Source organism: Lacticaseibacillus yichunensis (genome assembly GCF_003946405.1).
Lineage (GTDB): Bacteria > Bacillota > Bacilli > Lactobacillales > Lactobacillaceae > Lacticaseibacillus > Lacticaseibacillus yichunensis.
In genome coordinates this window covers 24,078-40,304 of sequence record NZ_RHOG01000027.1, presented here as the reverse complement: position 1 = coordinate 40,304, position 16,227 = coordinate 24,078, and the positions used below count along the sequence as shown (strand labels likewise).

Here is a 16,227-nt window from a genome sequence, read left to right as displayed (position 1 = left end):
CCTCTGCATTCATTATACGACAGTAACGGAACGGTTCCCATGAAAACAAGGCACTTACAAATATTCAGTATCCACTAATTAAGGACGAGTGGTCAAACTGCTGTTGATATAGCCAAACCAGTTGCCGTCATCATCGTATAACGAGTAGTAAGTCGACTCATTATAATGACCGTACGCGTATTTCGCGATGAAGCTATCACCGACAAGTGACCGCGTGGTGGCTTTGGCGATCCAGTTAAAACTCGACCAGACCGTACCATTTTCGCCAGTGATCGTCACCCGTTTGTCAAACTTCACACCGGTTCCATATGGTCCGTTTGCCTCGGTCGTGCAGGCGCTGTTGATGTACCCAGCAAACTTACCATTTTTATCATACAGCGCGTAATAATCGCTGCCGTTGTAATGATGATACACATAACGTGCGCGATAGGTCTGACCATAGACGTCGGCCATCGCGATTTTTTTGACCCAATTGAAACTGCTCCAGATCGAACCACTATCTTTCGTGACCGTCACGTAGCGATTGAAGTCCGTCCCTGTACCCCAGGGTCCTGTCGCGAGGTCAACACTGGCCGAGTTAATATACCCGACCCAGGTGCCATTGCCGTTATACAGGGATAGATAATCACTGCCGTTTGCATGGTGATAGATGTATTTGGCATACAGCGTATCGCGGTAAAAACTGGATGAGTTAGCACTCTTCACCCAGTCAAAACTCTTCCACAGCGCTCCGTTAGCCGTCGCCACCGTGACATAGCGGCCGTATTCAAACGCACTGCCTTGTGGGCCTGCGACATCCGCCGTCAACACAGAATTTACATAGCCGACCCACTTATTGTTCTCGGTGTAAAGCGAATAATAAGTCCCCCCGTTAAACGCCTTGAACATATACCGGGCATGGTAGGTCCGCTGATAAAGACTTTTCGTGCTGCTCAACGCGGTGCCGGTAAAGTTCGCCCAAGCCGTGCTGGTACTGCTCGTCACCCGCACATACTTATCAAGGCCAAAGCCGATGCCTTGACTGCCATCAGCAGTCTTTGTCAGCGCCGTGTTGATATAACCGACCGACTGGCCATCTCGGTCGTACAGCGAATAATAGGTCGACCCATTTGAGGTGTAATAAATATACTTGGCATATAGCGTCTGGTCGGTGTATGATGCGACCTTTTCCCGTTCGTCCCACGCAAAATTCCACCAGATCGAACCCTTACTGCTGGTCACCGTCACGTACTTGCCGTAATTGATTGCTGTTTCAAGTGGCTTGCCATCGTATGTTCCGACCAGCAACCCGTTGTAATCATGAGAGATGTCTAAGACCTGATTGTCTGGTGAGGCACTGGAGAGCCGCCCATCCGAGGCAAACTGCCACGCGCCGTAATTGTCATGCAACATGCTATTTTTAGAAGGATTGATTGGATAATCCGCGACCCAGGTACGGGCCTCGCCAACGGTCGCCACCATTGCGGCGGTACTGGAATAGCCCGCCGAGGTATACAACCCGAAGTTGGTATACCCAAGACTTCTGAGCGTCGTCCAGTATTGATTCAAATTTGCCTGAACACCGCTGATAAAAATCGTGTCTGGCTCTTCCATATCGGCAAAGATCAGCGTATTTTTCGCCAAACCAAGCTTGACTAAACCGGCTGCAGTCTGTTTAGCTTCGCTGACTGCCTCACTGTTCGTAGTGAAGTGGGCGTAATGATAGACCGACACATGCATGCCGGCAGCCTTTGCGTACTTGATCTGATTTGATGCAGCGGGGTTCAGATAAGTCGTGCTTTCCGTTGTCTTGACAACGACAGCGTTCACGCCCAGTTTTTTCAGCTGGTTGTAATCACTTTGTTTCATCCAACTTTGGTAGCTGGAAACATCGATGGCGGAGACGGCCGGAATCGAGGTCGACCCGATGATGATCGTGGGGACCGTCGCCGCGAGCCGAACGATTTTTTGTTCGCGGCCGGTCTTGAGATAATCTTCTGTTGCGGCGGCCTTGGCTTTAACCAGCCAGCTGTCTGATTGCGCGGGGGTCAGGCCCGCCGGTTCAAGAATCGTGTCGACCTTCGCATCATCGCTAAAGGGAGTGAGCGTCACCTTTTCTGCGGCCTGTGCATCGCCGTTGTCCTGAATCACATAGGCAAAACTATTAGCCGGTGTGAGGTTACTGTGGCTGTTGATCACCGTACCAGAAGCAACGGTCGCCTCTGTCGGAGTCGGGGTGAGTTGAATCTTGTTGCCGGCAAGTGGGGAGCCACTTTGTTGAGCGACCTGTTGTGCAGCAGGCACCGCGTCTTCGGCGTGTGCTTGCTGTGTCTGGCTGGTGCCAAGCACGGCCCCGCCGAGCATTGACACCGCAAGTACCGTCGAGGTCAATGGACGCGAGTCGCGCAGGCGTACCGGTGGTTTCGCGGCGCGTTTGATTACATTGTCTGTCATGAAGCGATCCCCCTGTCTGATCCATGCACGGACCGAGTTCTGTCTTGATGATACCACAGCCAACAATCGCGGGTTTTCAAGATTTAATAGGTCCTTTGTATCAATTTGAACTGTTGGTTGTCAACCTGCCCGCCGACGAAAAAAGCGCCCCACATGATGTGCAAGCGCTTTCCTTTTGAAAAAGACAACCTATATCGGCCCATTTGATAACGTGAAGACGCCCTGGAGCGTGTGCTTTTTTTGACAAACCACACACACTACTTAACCGAATCAAGTAGGTTGAAGCGGTAGGTGACAATCTTGCTGTAAATCGTCTGCGGGTAATTCACAGCAGTCGCGTAGCGCGTCAGCCCCTGCGTCGCGATCTGTGCGGTCGCGGCATTTTCGCGCCACAATCCCGGATAGTTGGTCCGAATCTTCGCCGCGTAATCGCGCAGTGAATCACCGAGCGTCGAATAACGGCGGAACTTCGCAGTCACCGTCACGGTTTGGCCGTTGATCACTTCCTGGGTCTTGGTCGAATAGACCGCGCCTTTCCACGTCGCATCCGCTTTGATTCCAAACAAGTTATTCGCGCCCTTTGCAAGCGTACTACTCCCCCAGCCGGATTCTGTGATCGCCTGGGCAAGCATCACTGATGGATACAGTTGGGCTTGCTGAGCAATCGGCACCGCATAGCTGATCAGTGTTTTCAAAAACGTGCGCTGAGCCGCCGTGAGCGGTGTCGTGTTGACGCCATAAAGGTTACTTGGCACCGTGATCGGCGCTGCATCGTACATCGACAAGGTCGGTGTCACAGGAGTTGCGCAGACCCACCCGATGCCCGTGACGTAATAGAACTGAAGCCCGGTCATCAAGGTGACGCGCTTGGTCGCCGTGACTGTTGCGCCGCTGGTCGTCCTGTTGAGATTCACGTAACCAGATGGGCCAACGCTAAAGATACTTGTCCCTGCGGCATAGCGGACCAAGGTGTTGACGGTCACCGTTTGTTTCGGGCGATTGGCAACAATGAAATCGATGCCATTGAGCCACACGGTATAACCGCTTGCTGAGATCTTGAACCAGCGCTGACCATCCTGAGTGATAGCCAAGGCACTGGTCTTGATCGTCTTGCCGAACAATTTCTGTGCCGCAAGCAAGGCTTTGCCCTCCGCTGGAACAAAGGTCTTGCCCGTCTGCACATAGACCGGCTGTTCAGGAATTGTGCGGAAGATCGCCGTGACGCCAGATGCCGCGGTCGAGGAGATGGTTGAAGAGGAAACTGGATTCCCACCGACCCAGCCAAGTGCCGGCACATAGTAAAGCGTAAAGCCGCTCTTCAAAACAGCGATACGGGTCGCCGTCACCTTCTGTGTTTTCGTCAAAAGGCCGATGTTCATGTAGCCACTGTGGCCAACATCCATCAGACTGGCACCGGCCGAGAGTTGAAGCGGCACATCAACGGTCTGTGTGGTTTGGAGTGGATTAGCAAAAACGAGATCATGGCCACTGACCCACCACTCACGTCCTTTGTAAGTGATTGCAAAGTATCGCTCGCCTTTTGTGGTGGTGATCAGCTTAGTGGTCTTGAATTTATCACCCGTGATCGCCGCACGAATCGTGGCGCTGTTTCCAGCTCTTGCCAAGCCGCCCTGCGCCGCCACATAGATGTCGCGGGTCGGCGCCACGCGGAAAATGCCGGTCGCATTAACTGTTTGTTGCGTGGCGGTCATTTCCGTTGCCACCGGATCTGCGGCGACCCAGCCGACGTTTGGAATCTGATACAGCGTGAACCCACTGTTCATTGTTGCGACAGCGGTGGCGGTCGCCGTCTCGCCCGTGGTCGTCGCGGAAACATTGGCATAACCCGAAGCGCCGATGTTGAAGATGCTGCTCCCAGCGCCGTAAGTTACCTGCTGCGCAAGGGATGTCTTATCAACAAGCGGGTTATCTGTGATCGTGTCACGACTATTGACCCAGTAGACCTTGCTGTTGTAGGTGAATTGTTGATAACGTTCGCGATCCGGGCCGACTGCCATCTTGGTGAGCACAACGCGCGCGCCCTTGGCTTTGGCTGCGGCCGTCGCCACACTGCCAGCCACAGGAATCAGGCGCGTGCCGCTTTGCTGATAAACGTCGCCATCCGCCCACTTCAGATAAAACGCGGCCACTTTTTCAGCCGTTGTTTTCGTTGGAATCACCGCGGTGGTAGCGGTAAATTGGGTCCCCTCGACGACCCGCCCATCGACGGTTTGATAAAGGACCTTGCCGCTGTCCAAAGTGTAGCGGCGCGCCACGGCCACCGTGTCACTGGTGGCTTTCTGCGTCTTCAGCGTATATCCGCTTTGGGTGACCGCATACGTCGGGGTGTTCGCCGCCGTCTTGATTGTTCCACTGACATCCGTCGTTGAAGCGATAGGGTCATTGAACGTCAGATCTCGGGCATCCGCCCAAATAGTCGCGCCGCCGTTCGTCAGACCGACGAAATAGCGGCCGTCTGCACCAGTCAGGATCTTCGTTGCGGTGTAGCTATTCCCCCGGAAATACTGCGCGCTTCCAGTGCCAAGGCTGATGGTCGAGCCACTCACGGCATAAAACGGCCACTTGGCTTTATTGGTCAGGTTCGCCTTCGTATTAGCCGTCACCGTTGCAACTGATTTCTCGCCCACGGTTGGTAACAGCTTTTTCACTTCAGCCAAAAACGCGCTGGTCGAATAGCCCCACTGCGCCAAATACGCGTCCGGATCCGTGTGGTCAGTGCCGCCCAGATAGTTCGTCACATCATGGTGCGTCCAGATGGAGCCGCTTTTGCCCGCAGAGGCGCTGGCCAAACTTGGAAACCAGCCATACTGAAAATGCATTAAGGCTGTATAATACGCCGCATTGGCGATCGACCGGGCGAATTCATCCCGGTTACGCGCTGTGACCAGCTCAAACTGCACGAAGCGCTGGTTGGCATATGGACCCGCCCCCCAATCCCCGTAATTGGGGTCGTGGATGTTCAAGATGGTTTTCGCATCAATGAACGTGTGTACGAACGCATTCACCCACCCGCCGTTGATCTCGTAATCCGCTTCACTTCTCGCGCTGAAATTAGTCGCGTTGGCCGTGTAGTGAAAAACGATTCCATTTGGCAGCTGATCAGAGGTCCCGTAATGAAACATTTCGAAGGTATGCCATTCCTTGGTCACGCCCACCGGTTTGATGTTATAAGCTGTAATATAATCATTGATCGTCTGCGGCAACGTCCGCGCCGCCGCCATCATCGTCCGGACGGTGGCCGACGAGTCGTCCGCGGCATGAACCATTTTGCCGGGCGTGCCCATTTGCAGTCCGATCACTGCGATCGTGCCGGCCACAAAACTGGTCAAAATGTACTTGTGTCGATTGATCGTCAATCCCTTGTCCTCCAGGTAATAGGATGTATTCGTTAAACCACAATAAAAGTTAAAGTTTTCACGAATATTTGCTTATTGCTAGCGTAGCACGCCTTGGGGGTTCAAGCCAACAAAAAGTTAAAAAAATACCTGTCAAAATTGACAGGTATCCCGAATATTACGGATGCATCCCCAGCTGTTGACTGTATTGTTTGCCAACCGTAATGTCATATTGAATGATCTGATAATCGTTGAGTAGCTGTTTTTGCGCCTTCGTCAGGGCCTCATAATGTACCAACGACCCGTTATTATTGATAAAGCGCATGCCATAGGTACTGCTATCGAGGCTATTTTCGATCTTGATCCACGGCGTTGGCAGCTGCTGCTCGACCTCGGTCAACAGCGCGGTGTACGCGTTGACCTTCACATTTGCCTGAGTCAACGCCATCGCGATGAAGTCGTTGGTCCCGGCAAACGGCCGTGTCGTCAGCTTACTCTTTGCGCCATGCGCCCTTGCATACTTGTTGCTATAGACAAAGTACACAGTCTCATGCATCTGCACGGAAGTCTTCGGACCCATGACCGCATCATAGATACTTGCCGGCAAATGATCCCCGTAAAAGACCCAGGTGATGGGTTTGTCGATCTTATCAAGGGCGGCCATAAACTTCACGACCTCATTATCCGTATAATGCAAACCTTTTGCATAGGTCGCGATCTGCGTCTTGCTTTCGTCACTGAACGGACTACCACTAGCGGAAAATTGATTATCCGGATACATACCAGTTGGATAAGGGTAATGATTCTGAATCGTGATCAGGTTGAGGAACTGGCCACCATCACGCGCTTTGAGTTGCTTGAGCGCATTGGCATAGGCGGTCTTGTCGGACAGATATTTGTTGCTGCCGTATTTTTTCTGATCAATGATCTTATAGCCACTGCCCTGATACACAAACTTGTTCAGCCCGAACTTCTTATAGACGCCGATGCGATTGTAGAACGTGCCCACAAACGGATGGACGGCGCTGGAATAATCGAACCCTTGGCTGATGTTCGGCACCGTCTTCAGGTTCTCGACAAGCTGGGAATACGGCGAGGACAGCCGGGTATCAAAGTTGCCCAGCGACAGGCCGGTCAAGGATTCAAATTCCATATTGGCCGTCCCACCACCATAGCCGTAACTCATCATGTAGCCATAGGTTGTCGTGTCGGCCAACGCCCGAATCTTGCTGATTGGGTCCTCGTTCAGCTTCAGTTCTGGCACGTGCTGGGGATCGGAGAAGGCTTCGCTCAAGTTGAAGATGAAGGTCTGGTCCTTCAGCGAATTGGTGCGGGTCTGATTTAGCGAGCTCGCAAGCGCCTTGTATTTTTCATAGATTCGTGTCACAGCCGCCTTTGAATATCCTTTAGGCTTCGCCATCACGACAACATCGATGTTGTAAGCGAATTGCAGGTATGGCCCATTTTCTTGCGATGCAAGCAACTGGTTTGAGAAGGAGCGATACGTGTTGAAGTTGATCAAAAGATTATGCATCGGGGTCTGCGGGTGACCGGCATTTTGAAAGCCAAGGAAAAAAACGATCGGCAGCGCGATTCGCCAGATGCGCACATACCAAGGGCTGTGATACCACCCATGTTTGCGTTCCAACACAATGATAAGCCCGATCAGCACGACTAACCCGACCGCTACAACGGCCAACAACACCGGGCTGACCATCTGCAAGAGCTCACCAAGCGAGGTGATTTCGGCAAGGTCGGCTGGAATGATCGGTTCAGAGCGCGCCCCGATCTTGATGTTAGTCGCAATGGACAATACGATCGAGACCGCGGAGACCGTGATCAGCGACAACCAATATCGATCTGTCACCGCGAGAATGAACCAGAAAACGAGCAAGATGATCGCACTGGAAAAGAAGATCGTCAAAAAGCGCAAGATAAAGGTGAACCAGAAGATCGACATGTGCGGCGTCTGCATCAGATTATCCATCTGCAGGGACTGATGCGTGCTCAACACCGCAATGGCCTGCAAAATTGCGATCACGCAGGTCGCCACAATGCCATGCCGATATTGGTGCCAGAACCGTTTGCTGAATAGTCCAAGATGGGTCCAGACGTCTTCAAGCGCGACAAGCAGGGTTGCATTCCCCCACCGCCGATCAGCCAGCGCAACCGTTTTTGAGGCGCTGACCATTGCGCCAAGCAGGCCCCCGACAACCAGCCCCACGCCAGAGATCTCCAGTGCCCACAACATCAGATTGCCAATGTTGTTCGAACTCACGGTCATCGAACTGCCATCCAGCAGTTTGCGCAGTGTCTCTTGAAATGGAATGGCAGTCGTCAACACAATGGTGGCCAGACTGATCGGCACAGCCAAGCGGTGAAAGCCAAGCGGTGCCTGGTTAGTAGACGCGGTGCCTCGCATTAGCAAATAGGCAAGGCCGACCGCTGGCAGAATCACAAACGGTGAGCCGATGCCGATAAACCGCGCCATCGTCGCCAGATCGCCATGGTAACTGCTAGAGAACCACCCCATGTACGCCGTCATTAGTGCCCCGATCAGCCAAGTGCCGATCAAAGCCAGCGCCTGCCAGTATTTTTGAATACGGCGAACCAGCAACCCAGCGGTGCACAGCAAAATCACGCCGCGCAGGGAAATGCCGTTGCCCCACAGAAATAGATCATGGTTGCCGATCAACGGAAATACCAGAATCGCGAGGTACGCAATCACGCCGGCCGGCCTTTCTAGTAAGCGCGTCAGGTAGGGCGCCAGCGCCACAAAGATCAGCAGGCCCGTGACCATCGGAAAGGCATTGCGGGACACGATGAATAGCGAATCAAAGACCCGTGCGCCACCGACCTCGTAATTCAGCGTCATGGCAACAAGGCTAAGCGTGAGCAAGATCGCAATCGCGCTGAGCCAAGTCTTGACCAACGCATTCGTCCGCAGACGATGGGCGCCGATCGTTGCCCCAAGGTAGATAAAAATCAGCGCCTTGAGAGTCATGAACCCATCGCGTGCCATCCAGAATGAAAATGATTGCCAGGATAAGACCTTGCCAACATTTGCCCCATTGAGCTGTCCCAGCGAACCCACAGTCAGCTGGCAAAGATTGAAAACATACAGCAACCCCAGCAGTAATAACCAGCTCAACACATCACGTCGAAACCTAAAACGCACTTTTTCTCCCATGTTCACTACATTCTCCATATGTTTCAGATCCGGACTAAGAAAAAAGGACGGCTTCCCGTCCCCGAATATTAAGCCAGGTCGACGAACCGGGCTCGGAACTTGATATGCAGGTGGCACCCGATGAACAACAACAACAGTGTGATCAGCCAAAAGATCGCCATGTCGACCGGATGTTGCCAGAACCAGCTACCATTGAATAGCGATTTGCGGAACCCGTCGATGACGTAAAAGACCGGGTCAAGTTGCAAGATTGCGTTGACCTTTGGCGGCAAGGCCGTGGTCCGGATGTTCCAGACTGCGCCTGACAAGTAAAGCAGCAACCGAATCACCGATTGAAGGACCATGTGATAGTCGCGAATCAGTACTGTCATTGTCGCGCTAAAGATTCCAAGTGCAAACATGAAGACAATCATGCAGAAAAAGAAGTAGATGACTTGGAACCAGCGGACCGAAACGGGCAATCCCAGTGAGAAGATTGTGAGCATCGTGACCGCAAGCATGGCCCAGAAACTGGTCAGATTGCTGACGATATTCACACTGGGCAAGGTGCTGACTGGAAAATTCATTTTTGAGACTAAGTATAATTGGCGGTAGATGCTCTGCGACGTGCCCAGCATTGTCGCAGACATATAGAACCAACAGGTCAGCCCTAACATCATCCAAGCAATGAAAGGGACCCCTTCCACTTCTCGGCCACCATAGAGGCCCATCCCAAAGATGAGGTAGTAGACCCCCACTTGTATGATTGGGTTTAGGATCTGCCAAATCAGGCCCAGATAGTGGCTCTGATAAGTCGCCTTATCGTCATAACGGGACACCCGCACGATCATCCCAAGATTAGTAAATTGTTCGCGTAAAACAATAAATACGTCTTTCAAACTCAACCCTCAAATCTTCTCGATGTTAATCATCGTATGGAATGTAGATGATGCGTCCCGTTGTCAATGTGTCGTCTTTCAGATCATTGGCCGCCTTCAGCCGCGCAGCGGAAACATCATACTTAGTTGCGAGATCCGCCAGCGTGTCATCGGCTGTCACCTTATGTTCGGCTTTGATCTTGTACTGCCCGTTTGGCGTGCTGAGCGCCGTTTTTTCCCTGTACTCAGCCGCCCGTGTCGCGGCCAGCTGCGCAGTTGCGGCCTGCTCGACCACCTGCTGATGGTCCAGCGTCCGCACCGACCACCGCGCCGCGAAGAACAACGCCACAAGCATTGCCAGCATGATCACGATCATGCTGAAGCTCATCTTGTCGCCGACCCGATTGCGCTGAAAGATCTTGCTCGCCTGCGCTGGCGTCACGTCGTTTGCATCACGCGTTTGCAGTTCTTCAAGCGAAAAATCCTTCTGGTCCTCTTTTTTCTGGGCCTGATAGGCTTTCTTTTCTGTCGCCGACAACTTATTGAAGCGGGTCGTAAATTCCCGGTAATGATCGAGAACCGTTGCCGTGTCCCCTTGTTCACGCACATCACCGTAATGCATCCAGACCACGCGATCACAGAATGTTTCGACCTGATTCAGGGCATGGCTGACAAAGATGATTGTCTTGCCTTCCGCCTTGAACTGCATCATCTTTTCCATACACTTCTCGTAGAAGGTCTGGTCCCCAACAGACAGGGCTTCATCGACGATCAGGATATCGGGCTTTTGGTGAATCGCGATCGCAAATCCCAGCCGAGACCGCATCCCACTGGAATAATTCTTCACCGGCTGATTAATGAAATCGCCAATATCCGCAAAGTCGATCACATCTTGAATGATCTGGTCGATCTCCTTATTGGTCAGGCCAGACATTAACGCCTTCACCCGGATGTTTTGCAGTCCGGTCAATTGAGCCTTGAGCCCTGCCCCGATCGCGATGATGGAGACATCCCCGTTGACCTCAAGCTCGCCGGATGTTGGCGGAATGATGCCCGAGATCACATTTGAGACCGTTGATTTGCCGGAGCCGTTGATGCCGATCAACCCAAGCGCCTCGCCGGCATGGGCTTCAAACGACACCCCTTTCAAGGCCCAAAATGTTGGGACCTTCGAGCGGCCCGGTGTCAATAATGCTTTGATCTTGTCCGAGCGCGTTTTATACATCTCGAACTCTTTGGTGATCTCCTTGACTCTGACTTTAACGGGAGTATCCAAAATGTTGCCTCCTTGTGATTCCATTACTTCATAAAGCGTTGATCCTCAGCCGCCTGTAACTTCAGCAAGTTCGGTGAGCTGAGCAGATACTGATTCATGAGTGTGACTTGCTCGATTGTGCTATTGGCAGAGACATCCGGGTGTTTTTGGATGTGATCGTCGAAGACGTGATAAATATGGACCAGCGGTGAGTCAAGTTTCAGATACTCGTCATAGTTGACGCGGACCTGAGGCGTGCCGATGATCGTTTTTTCGCGTGTGTTCGGATATGCAGTCAAGGCCGCTTGATAGGTCGCAAGCAACTTCTCAGGCAAATAGCCTTGGGTGAAATGCACATCATGGTCGCCCTGCCAATAATTCGTCTGGGAAAAAATCGGATCGACTACGACCGCATGATAATTACCCAAGATACTGTGATAAAGTGCCCCGGAGCCACCTTTTGAACCGCCGTAAAGCACCACGTCATCCGCATCGATGTCATGGTCGGCCATCACCTGAAGAATGATGCCTTGAACATCATCCTCAAAGGTGGGGTAGTTCTCCGTGTTCATATAATACGTGCCGAAATTCCGATTAAGATCCATGATGCGCAAAATTAAGGTATTCTTCACCAAGTGTTTGGCCAAAGACGGATAATTTTGTACAAACATCCGTTCCGCCACATTCGGCGAGTAATATTCCTTAGGCCCTGGCATCGAGGAGAAAATCACACACAGCCGCAGTGGGGCCAGCTGATTGACCTTATTCGGGGCCACCGGTGTCACGGTGTAAAAGGTATCCCCGTATTGGACCAGGTCCGTTCGCTTCCAAATGGTCTTGATCAGCGCCCGGCGAATGAAGTAACTCTTGCCTAAACTATGCATATAAAAGATGTAATCCTTACTCAACAGCTGCTGATAGGCGCTTTTGATATGTGGGTCGCGGCGCGCTAATTGCAGCAGATTCGTCTCCGAACCCGTTTTGACAACGATCTTATCCGCTTCCCAATCAAAATTGAGCTCAGTTGTATCAGTCTGGCTGATCGTCATTGACGGGTCGTTCGACTTGACTGCTTTGCTCAATGACTGTGCGCCATATCTCTTGGCTCGATCCCATAGACTCATTAGTTAGTAGACGCTCCTTTATGAGGTGATCATAAGTGCGATCTCCGTCATCATTCAAAATTTCGTCCGCGAGCTCAGTGCTCGTGTAGGCATGCCCCTCTAACTTACATTCCTTTTTGATATCGAAATACCAGCCGATTGTCTGTGCATATTGATCCTCATCCTCCTGCAGGACGATGATCTTTTTGTTTAGCAACGCGAAGTCGAAGATCGCCGAGGAGTAATCCGAGATCAGGATATCAGAGAGAATGTACAATTCCTGAATATCGACTAATTCATTGTAGAAACAATGAATACGCGGATCCAGGTCACTGTATTGTTTCCGCAACGACCCTTCATTCGGATGCAGTTTGACGATGATCTCATAATTCGCCGGCAGTTCCCCCACAACTTGAACTAAGTCGACTTTAGAGACTTCTTTCCGCTTGCCCTTGCGCCAGGTCGGGCAGAACAAGACGAAATGTTTGTTGGCATCATACGGACGGTTGAAGTATTTGCGGAAAAGACGCTCCCGCTCAGCTTCATCTGCACCATGCGTCAACAAGTATTCGTTCTTCGGTGTCCCATTATCCAAAATCGTAAGATGATCATTGGCGTCCAGCGCAAACGCGGAACGAAGCAATTCGACATTATACGCCGAACTGCTGGTCAAGTAATCCCATTTTTGCATGCGCGGCGCAAAAGCTTCGGATTCGATCTTTCGCTGCTTCTCATCTTCCAGATCATTGACCATCTTCTTCATCGGAAAACCATGCCAGGTCTGAATGAAGACTTGATCCGGCAATTTGCCAGCCTTGTCGAGACTGTTGCCGTTGATCACCACGTACTTGCATTGGGTGAAGCGATAGACGTAATTACGGCTCCCCGTCCGAAGGGGGATGAACCCATAACTGCGTGCCTCCATATCAACCAGCGAGTTCCGCGAGCTGACAAAGATCTCTGCATCCGGATGTGTCTTTTTATAAGCAATCGCCAGATATTTGGGATCACCAGAGAAGTTGGAACCGTGGAATGATTCAACAAAGAGCTTTTGGTCGGTCACATTGCCGGTCAATTCGATCTCGTCATCATGCTCACGTGTGTATTGGCGCAAGAACTTCTGAGCCGTGTTCTTGATCCACTTCTGACGAACGACCCAGCCAATCACAGGGGCCTGCTTCAGGCGATAATAGACATGGCGGTATTTTTCCAGTCCATCATTGATCACCTTCAGCTCCAATGTTTGCCGCAGATCCAAGAAGGTCATCGCAGGCACATCCGCCGGTGGAAACGCGTCCGCCGGTACAGGCTCTGCCACATGCGCGGCAAATGTCTTCACATAATCATGATCGATGCGCTTCAGGGCTTCAAGATCATGTTGGTAATCGGCTCGCTCATGCGGGCGATCCGCCAGCTCCGCCAAAACCGCGGCGTCTGTTTCGACGTTTTTGGTCAGCCAAACACAGTCTGTGAAATCCGCAAAATTCTCTTGAACAACACCATCGTCGCCGCCATACATCGCAACAGTATGACCCGCGTCGATGGATTCAGCGATTGAATAGCCAAAGGATTCAAGATTCGAGGTCGACAGATAGATATAATTGGTTGGCTCTTCCTCGTTGATAAAGACATTATCCTCGAGGTGATAGTACTCCACCAGGTTATGAAGCAGGCGATTGCTTGGGCCATAGCCGGTGATGTAAAAACGAAATTCTTGGCGACCGAGATAATGAACGAGATAATCCATCAAGCGCAGCGAATACGGAATGTCCTTCGAAGCCTCAAACCGCGAGCGCACCAAAAAGTTCACGAAGCCATCTTGATCATGATGGCTCGTGAAAAACGGCTCTTGTTCTTGCAACTTCAGGTGATACAGGCTCACAGTCTGCACATACGTTCGATTGAAACCACAGTATTGGTCAAACTTTTGCTGGGTCGATTCGGTCGCAAGTCGTATGTAGGAGAAGTACGGAACGAATTCCCGCAATTCTTCCAGATCGACCAGCGGCAGAGCTGTGTTGACCTCGCCGATAATATTCGCGTTTGGCACGATGCCGCGCAAGTATTTGGCGATGGGGAAAAAGGTCTCCCGGGTAATGAAGATATAGTCGAAATGATTATCTTTCCGCAGTGCCTCGAACTGTTTGTAGGTGATCGCAGCTAAGCTCGGATGAGCCTGTTGGAAAGTATGCAGATCACGGCGCGTAAATGAGCGGTAATTAAAGAAAGTGATCGCATATCCCGCTTTTTTGAACGCGTGCATCATGTTCATGTTTGCGCGGGAAGTGCCGCCTGGCGCAAAAAGATTGAAGCCGATAATTGCAATGGTTTTCATCTTCTGCTCCTAGTTCATGTTCAGATCATGCTTGATCTTCGTGGTCGAGATCTCCGGCGTCCGTGGCAGGTAGATCACATCGACCCCGGTATCTTCGTGGAGAAAATCGAACTTACCCTTCCAGTCATCGCCCATCACAAAAGTATCGACTTGATAGAGTTTCATGTCGTTATCCTTTTGATCCCATGAATTTTCTGGTATCACCAGGTCGACATAGCGAATCGCCTCGAGCAGTTGCTTGCGTTTTTCGTATGGGAAGTAGGCTTTTTTCTGCTTGTCGTCCCAATTGAACTCATCGGTCGAAAGCGCCACGATCAGATAGTCCCCGAGCGCCTTAGCCCGCTTGAGTAATTCAATATGGCCATAATGCAACAGATCAAACGTTCCGTACGTAATCACACGCTTCATAATGATTTCTCCATTCTTTTCAGCTGTTTGCCAGTCTCAGATACTGGTCGATCAATCGCCGGGTCCGTGTTTTTACATTCCCGTCATTGTACTGATTCCAGCGGTTTGCAAGAGCATCCGTCGCCTCAGAATCAAGGCCGAATCGACTGTTAACAATTGTATCATAAAGCTGTCCACCGTCAACCGTGAGCGGCCCAAGCTGCCCGTTTTCAAAGCTTTCTTGCAAGCCGGGCCGCGTTTGATAGGCCAAAAGGTCTGGACAAAACAGAATCGTTTGCGCATGCGCGCGCACCAGAAGATAATCGAAGATCGCCGAAGAATAATCAGTGATCAACACACGAGCTCGCCCCAACAGCGAGTTCAGGTTCTCCTCAGTAACTGAGACGTTTTCTGGCAAATGGAGAATCGCATCTCGCGAAACAGAGGGATGCAGCTTCACAACGAAATGATGCTGCTTGACCCGCTGGAAGACAGCGAAGGCCTGGCGCAACACCTCTTGCATCTCCCCCGGCGCATCTCGATACGTCGGCGCATAGAGAAAATCGATCGGCGCGCCATCGCTTGGTGCCGCGTTGACCAACGTGTCTGAACGCAGGAACCCGATCGGTCGAATCACCGAAGCAGGCACCGCAAAGCTCTGCTGGAAGATCTGGCCCATGGTATCCGAGCCCGTCAAGATGTCCGTGTAACGGCTGTAAACTTGTTTGAAGCGGCGCTGATCACCGGCCGGGCGCTCGCGATTGGCAGGGTCCTGCCAGCCGAAGCGTTTGATCGCACCATTGGCATGCCACAGCAGAATCACCCCACGGGCCTGTTTTGCAAGGACTAGCTCCGGAAAGTAGTCATCCGTGATAACAACAGTCGCTTGTTTGAGGTAACTGATCGCGTTTTGCAGCAACAGTTTTGAGCGTCCGAGAAGCACCACATGAACCCCGCTTGCGGCCAGCGCGCTGGCCTGTGGCTCGGCTTTCGGCGTGGCAAACACCACAAAGTCCTGGCCGAACTGCTTGGCTAGGTCCTCTATCAACCCCGCATCATTATCCGCAAACGTCATATAATAGACAATTGTCGCTTGCTTACGCCGACTTGGCGGCAGCAGGCGCATCACACCCAAATAGCTTTCCTTCACGGTCGTGGCCAGAAGGACTTTCAATGGTGACATCCAGTTCCCAGCTCCCAGCTTTCTGCACTTTTCATGAAACTAGCATTATCTTTGCCCAATGCGGCCGCCAGCGCTACTGCTTCGGCAGACTTTAGCGAAAACTTAACCGAACCCCCCCGCGTCCCGAT

The 16,227-nt window shown here is 51.8% G+C and carries 9 protein-coding genes; all 9 read right to left on the bottom strand.

What is annotated here, in order from left to right:
* Positions 1 to 78 precede the first annotated feature (78 nt).
* Positions 79 to 2,433 (bottom strand): GH25 family lysozyme, encoded by a 2,355-nt coding sequence (locus EKM95_RS08770; RefSeq protein WP_125697570.1) that lies wholly within the window; start codon positions 2,431 to 2,433, stop codon positions 79 to 81.
* Positions 2,434 to 2,690: 257 nt separating this feature from the next.
* Positions 2,691 to 5,810: a glucosaminidase domain-containing protein gene (locus tag EKM95_RS08765; protein ID WP_125697568.1), complete on the bottom strand. Its 3,120-nt coding sequence runs from the start codon at positions 5,808 to 5,810 to the stop codon at positions 2,691 to 2,693.
* A gap of 157 nt (positions 5,811 to 5,967) precedes the next feature.
* Entirely contained in the window at positions 5,968 to 8,940 is a 2,973-nt protein-coding gene (locus tag EKM95_RS08760) for an LTA synthase family protein (protein WP_164510149.1), read from the bottom strand.
* Positions 8,941 to 9,047: 107 nt separating this feature from the next.
* A complete protein-coding gene (locus tag EKM95_RS08755; RefSeq protein WP_125697563.1) occupies positions 9,048 to 9,857 on the bottom strand; it encodes an ABC transporter permease in 810 nt (269 codons plus the stop codon).
* Between the two features lie 25 nt (positions 9,858 to 9,882).
* Complete coding sequence (locus tag EKM95_RS08750; protein ID WP_125697561.1) at positions 9,883 to 11,136, bottom strand: ATP-binding cassette domain-containing protein; 1,254 nt, start codon at positions 11,134 to 11,136, stop codon at positions 9,883 to 9,885.
* Entirely contained in the window at positions 11,136 to 12,140 is a 1,005-nt protein-coding gene (locus EKM95_RS08745; RefSeq protein WP_164510148.1) for an XcbB/CpsF family capsular polysaccharide biosynthesis protein, read from the bottom strand. Before EKM95_RS08745 ends, EKM95_RS08750 begins: the two co-directional genes overlap by 1 nt.
* The gene (locus EKM95_RS08740; RefSeq protein ID WP_125697557.1) at positions 12,121 to 14,529 is read right to left on the bottom strand and encodes a CDP-glycerol glycerophosphotransferase family protein; all 2,409 of its coding nucleotides are present in this window, start codon (positions 14,527 to 14,529) and stop codon (positions 12,121 to 12,123) included. The genes EKM95_RS08745 and EKM95_RS08740 overlap by 20 nt, the downstream gene beginning before the upstream one ends.
* 9 nt (positions 14,530 to 14,538) lie before the next feature.
* Positions 14,539 to 14,937: a glycerol-3-phosphate cytidylyltransferase gene (gene tagD / locus EKM95_RS08735; protein ID WP_125697555.1), complete on the bottom strand. Its 399-nt coding sequence runs from the start codon at positions 14,935 to 14,937 to the stop codon at positions 14,539 to 14,541.
* A gap of 19 nt (positions 14,938 to 14,956) precedes the next feature.
* Entirely contained in the window at positions 14,957 to 16,099 is a 1,143-nt protein-coding gene (locus EKM95_RS08730) for a CDP-glycerol glycerophosphotransferase family protein (protein WP_125697553.1), read from the bottom strand.
* Positions 16,100 to 16,227 lie beyond the last annotated feature (128 nt).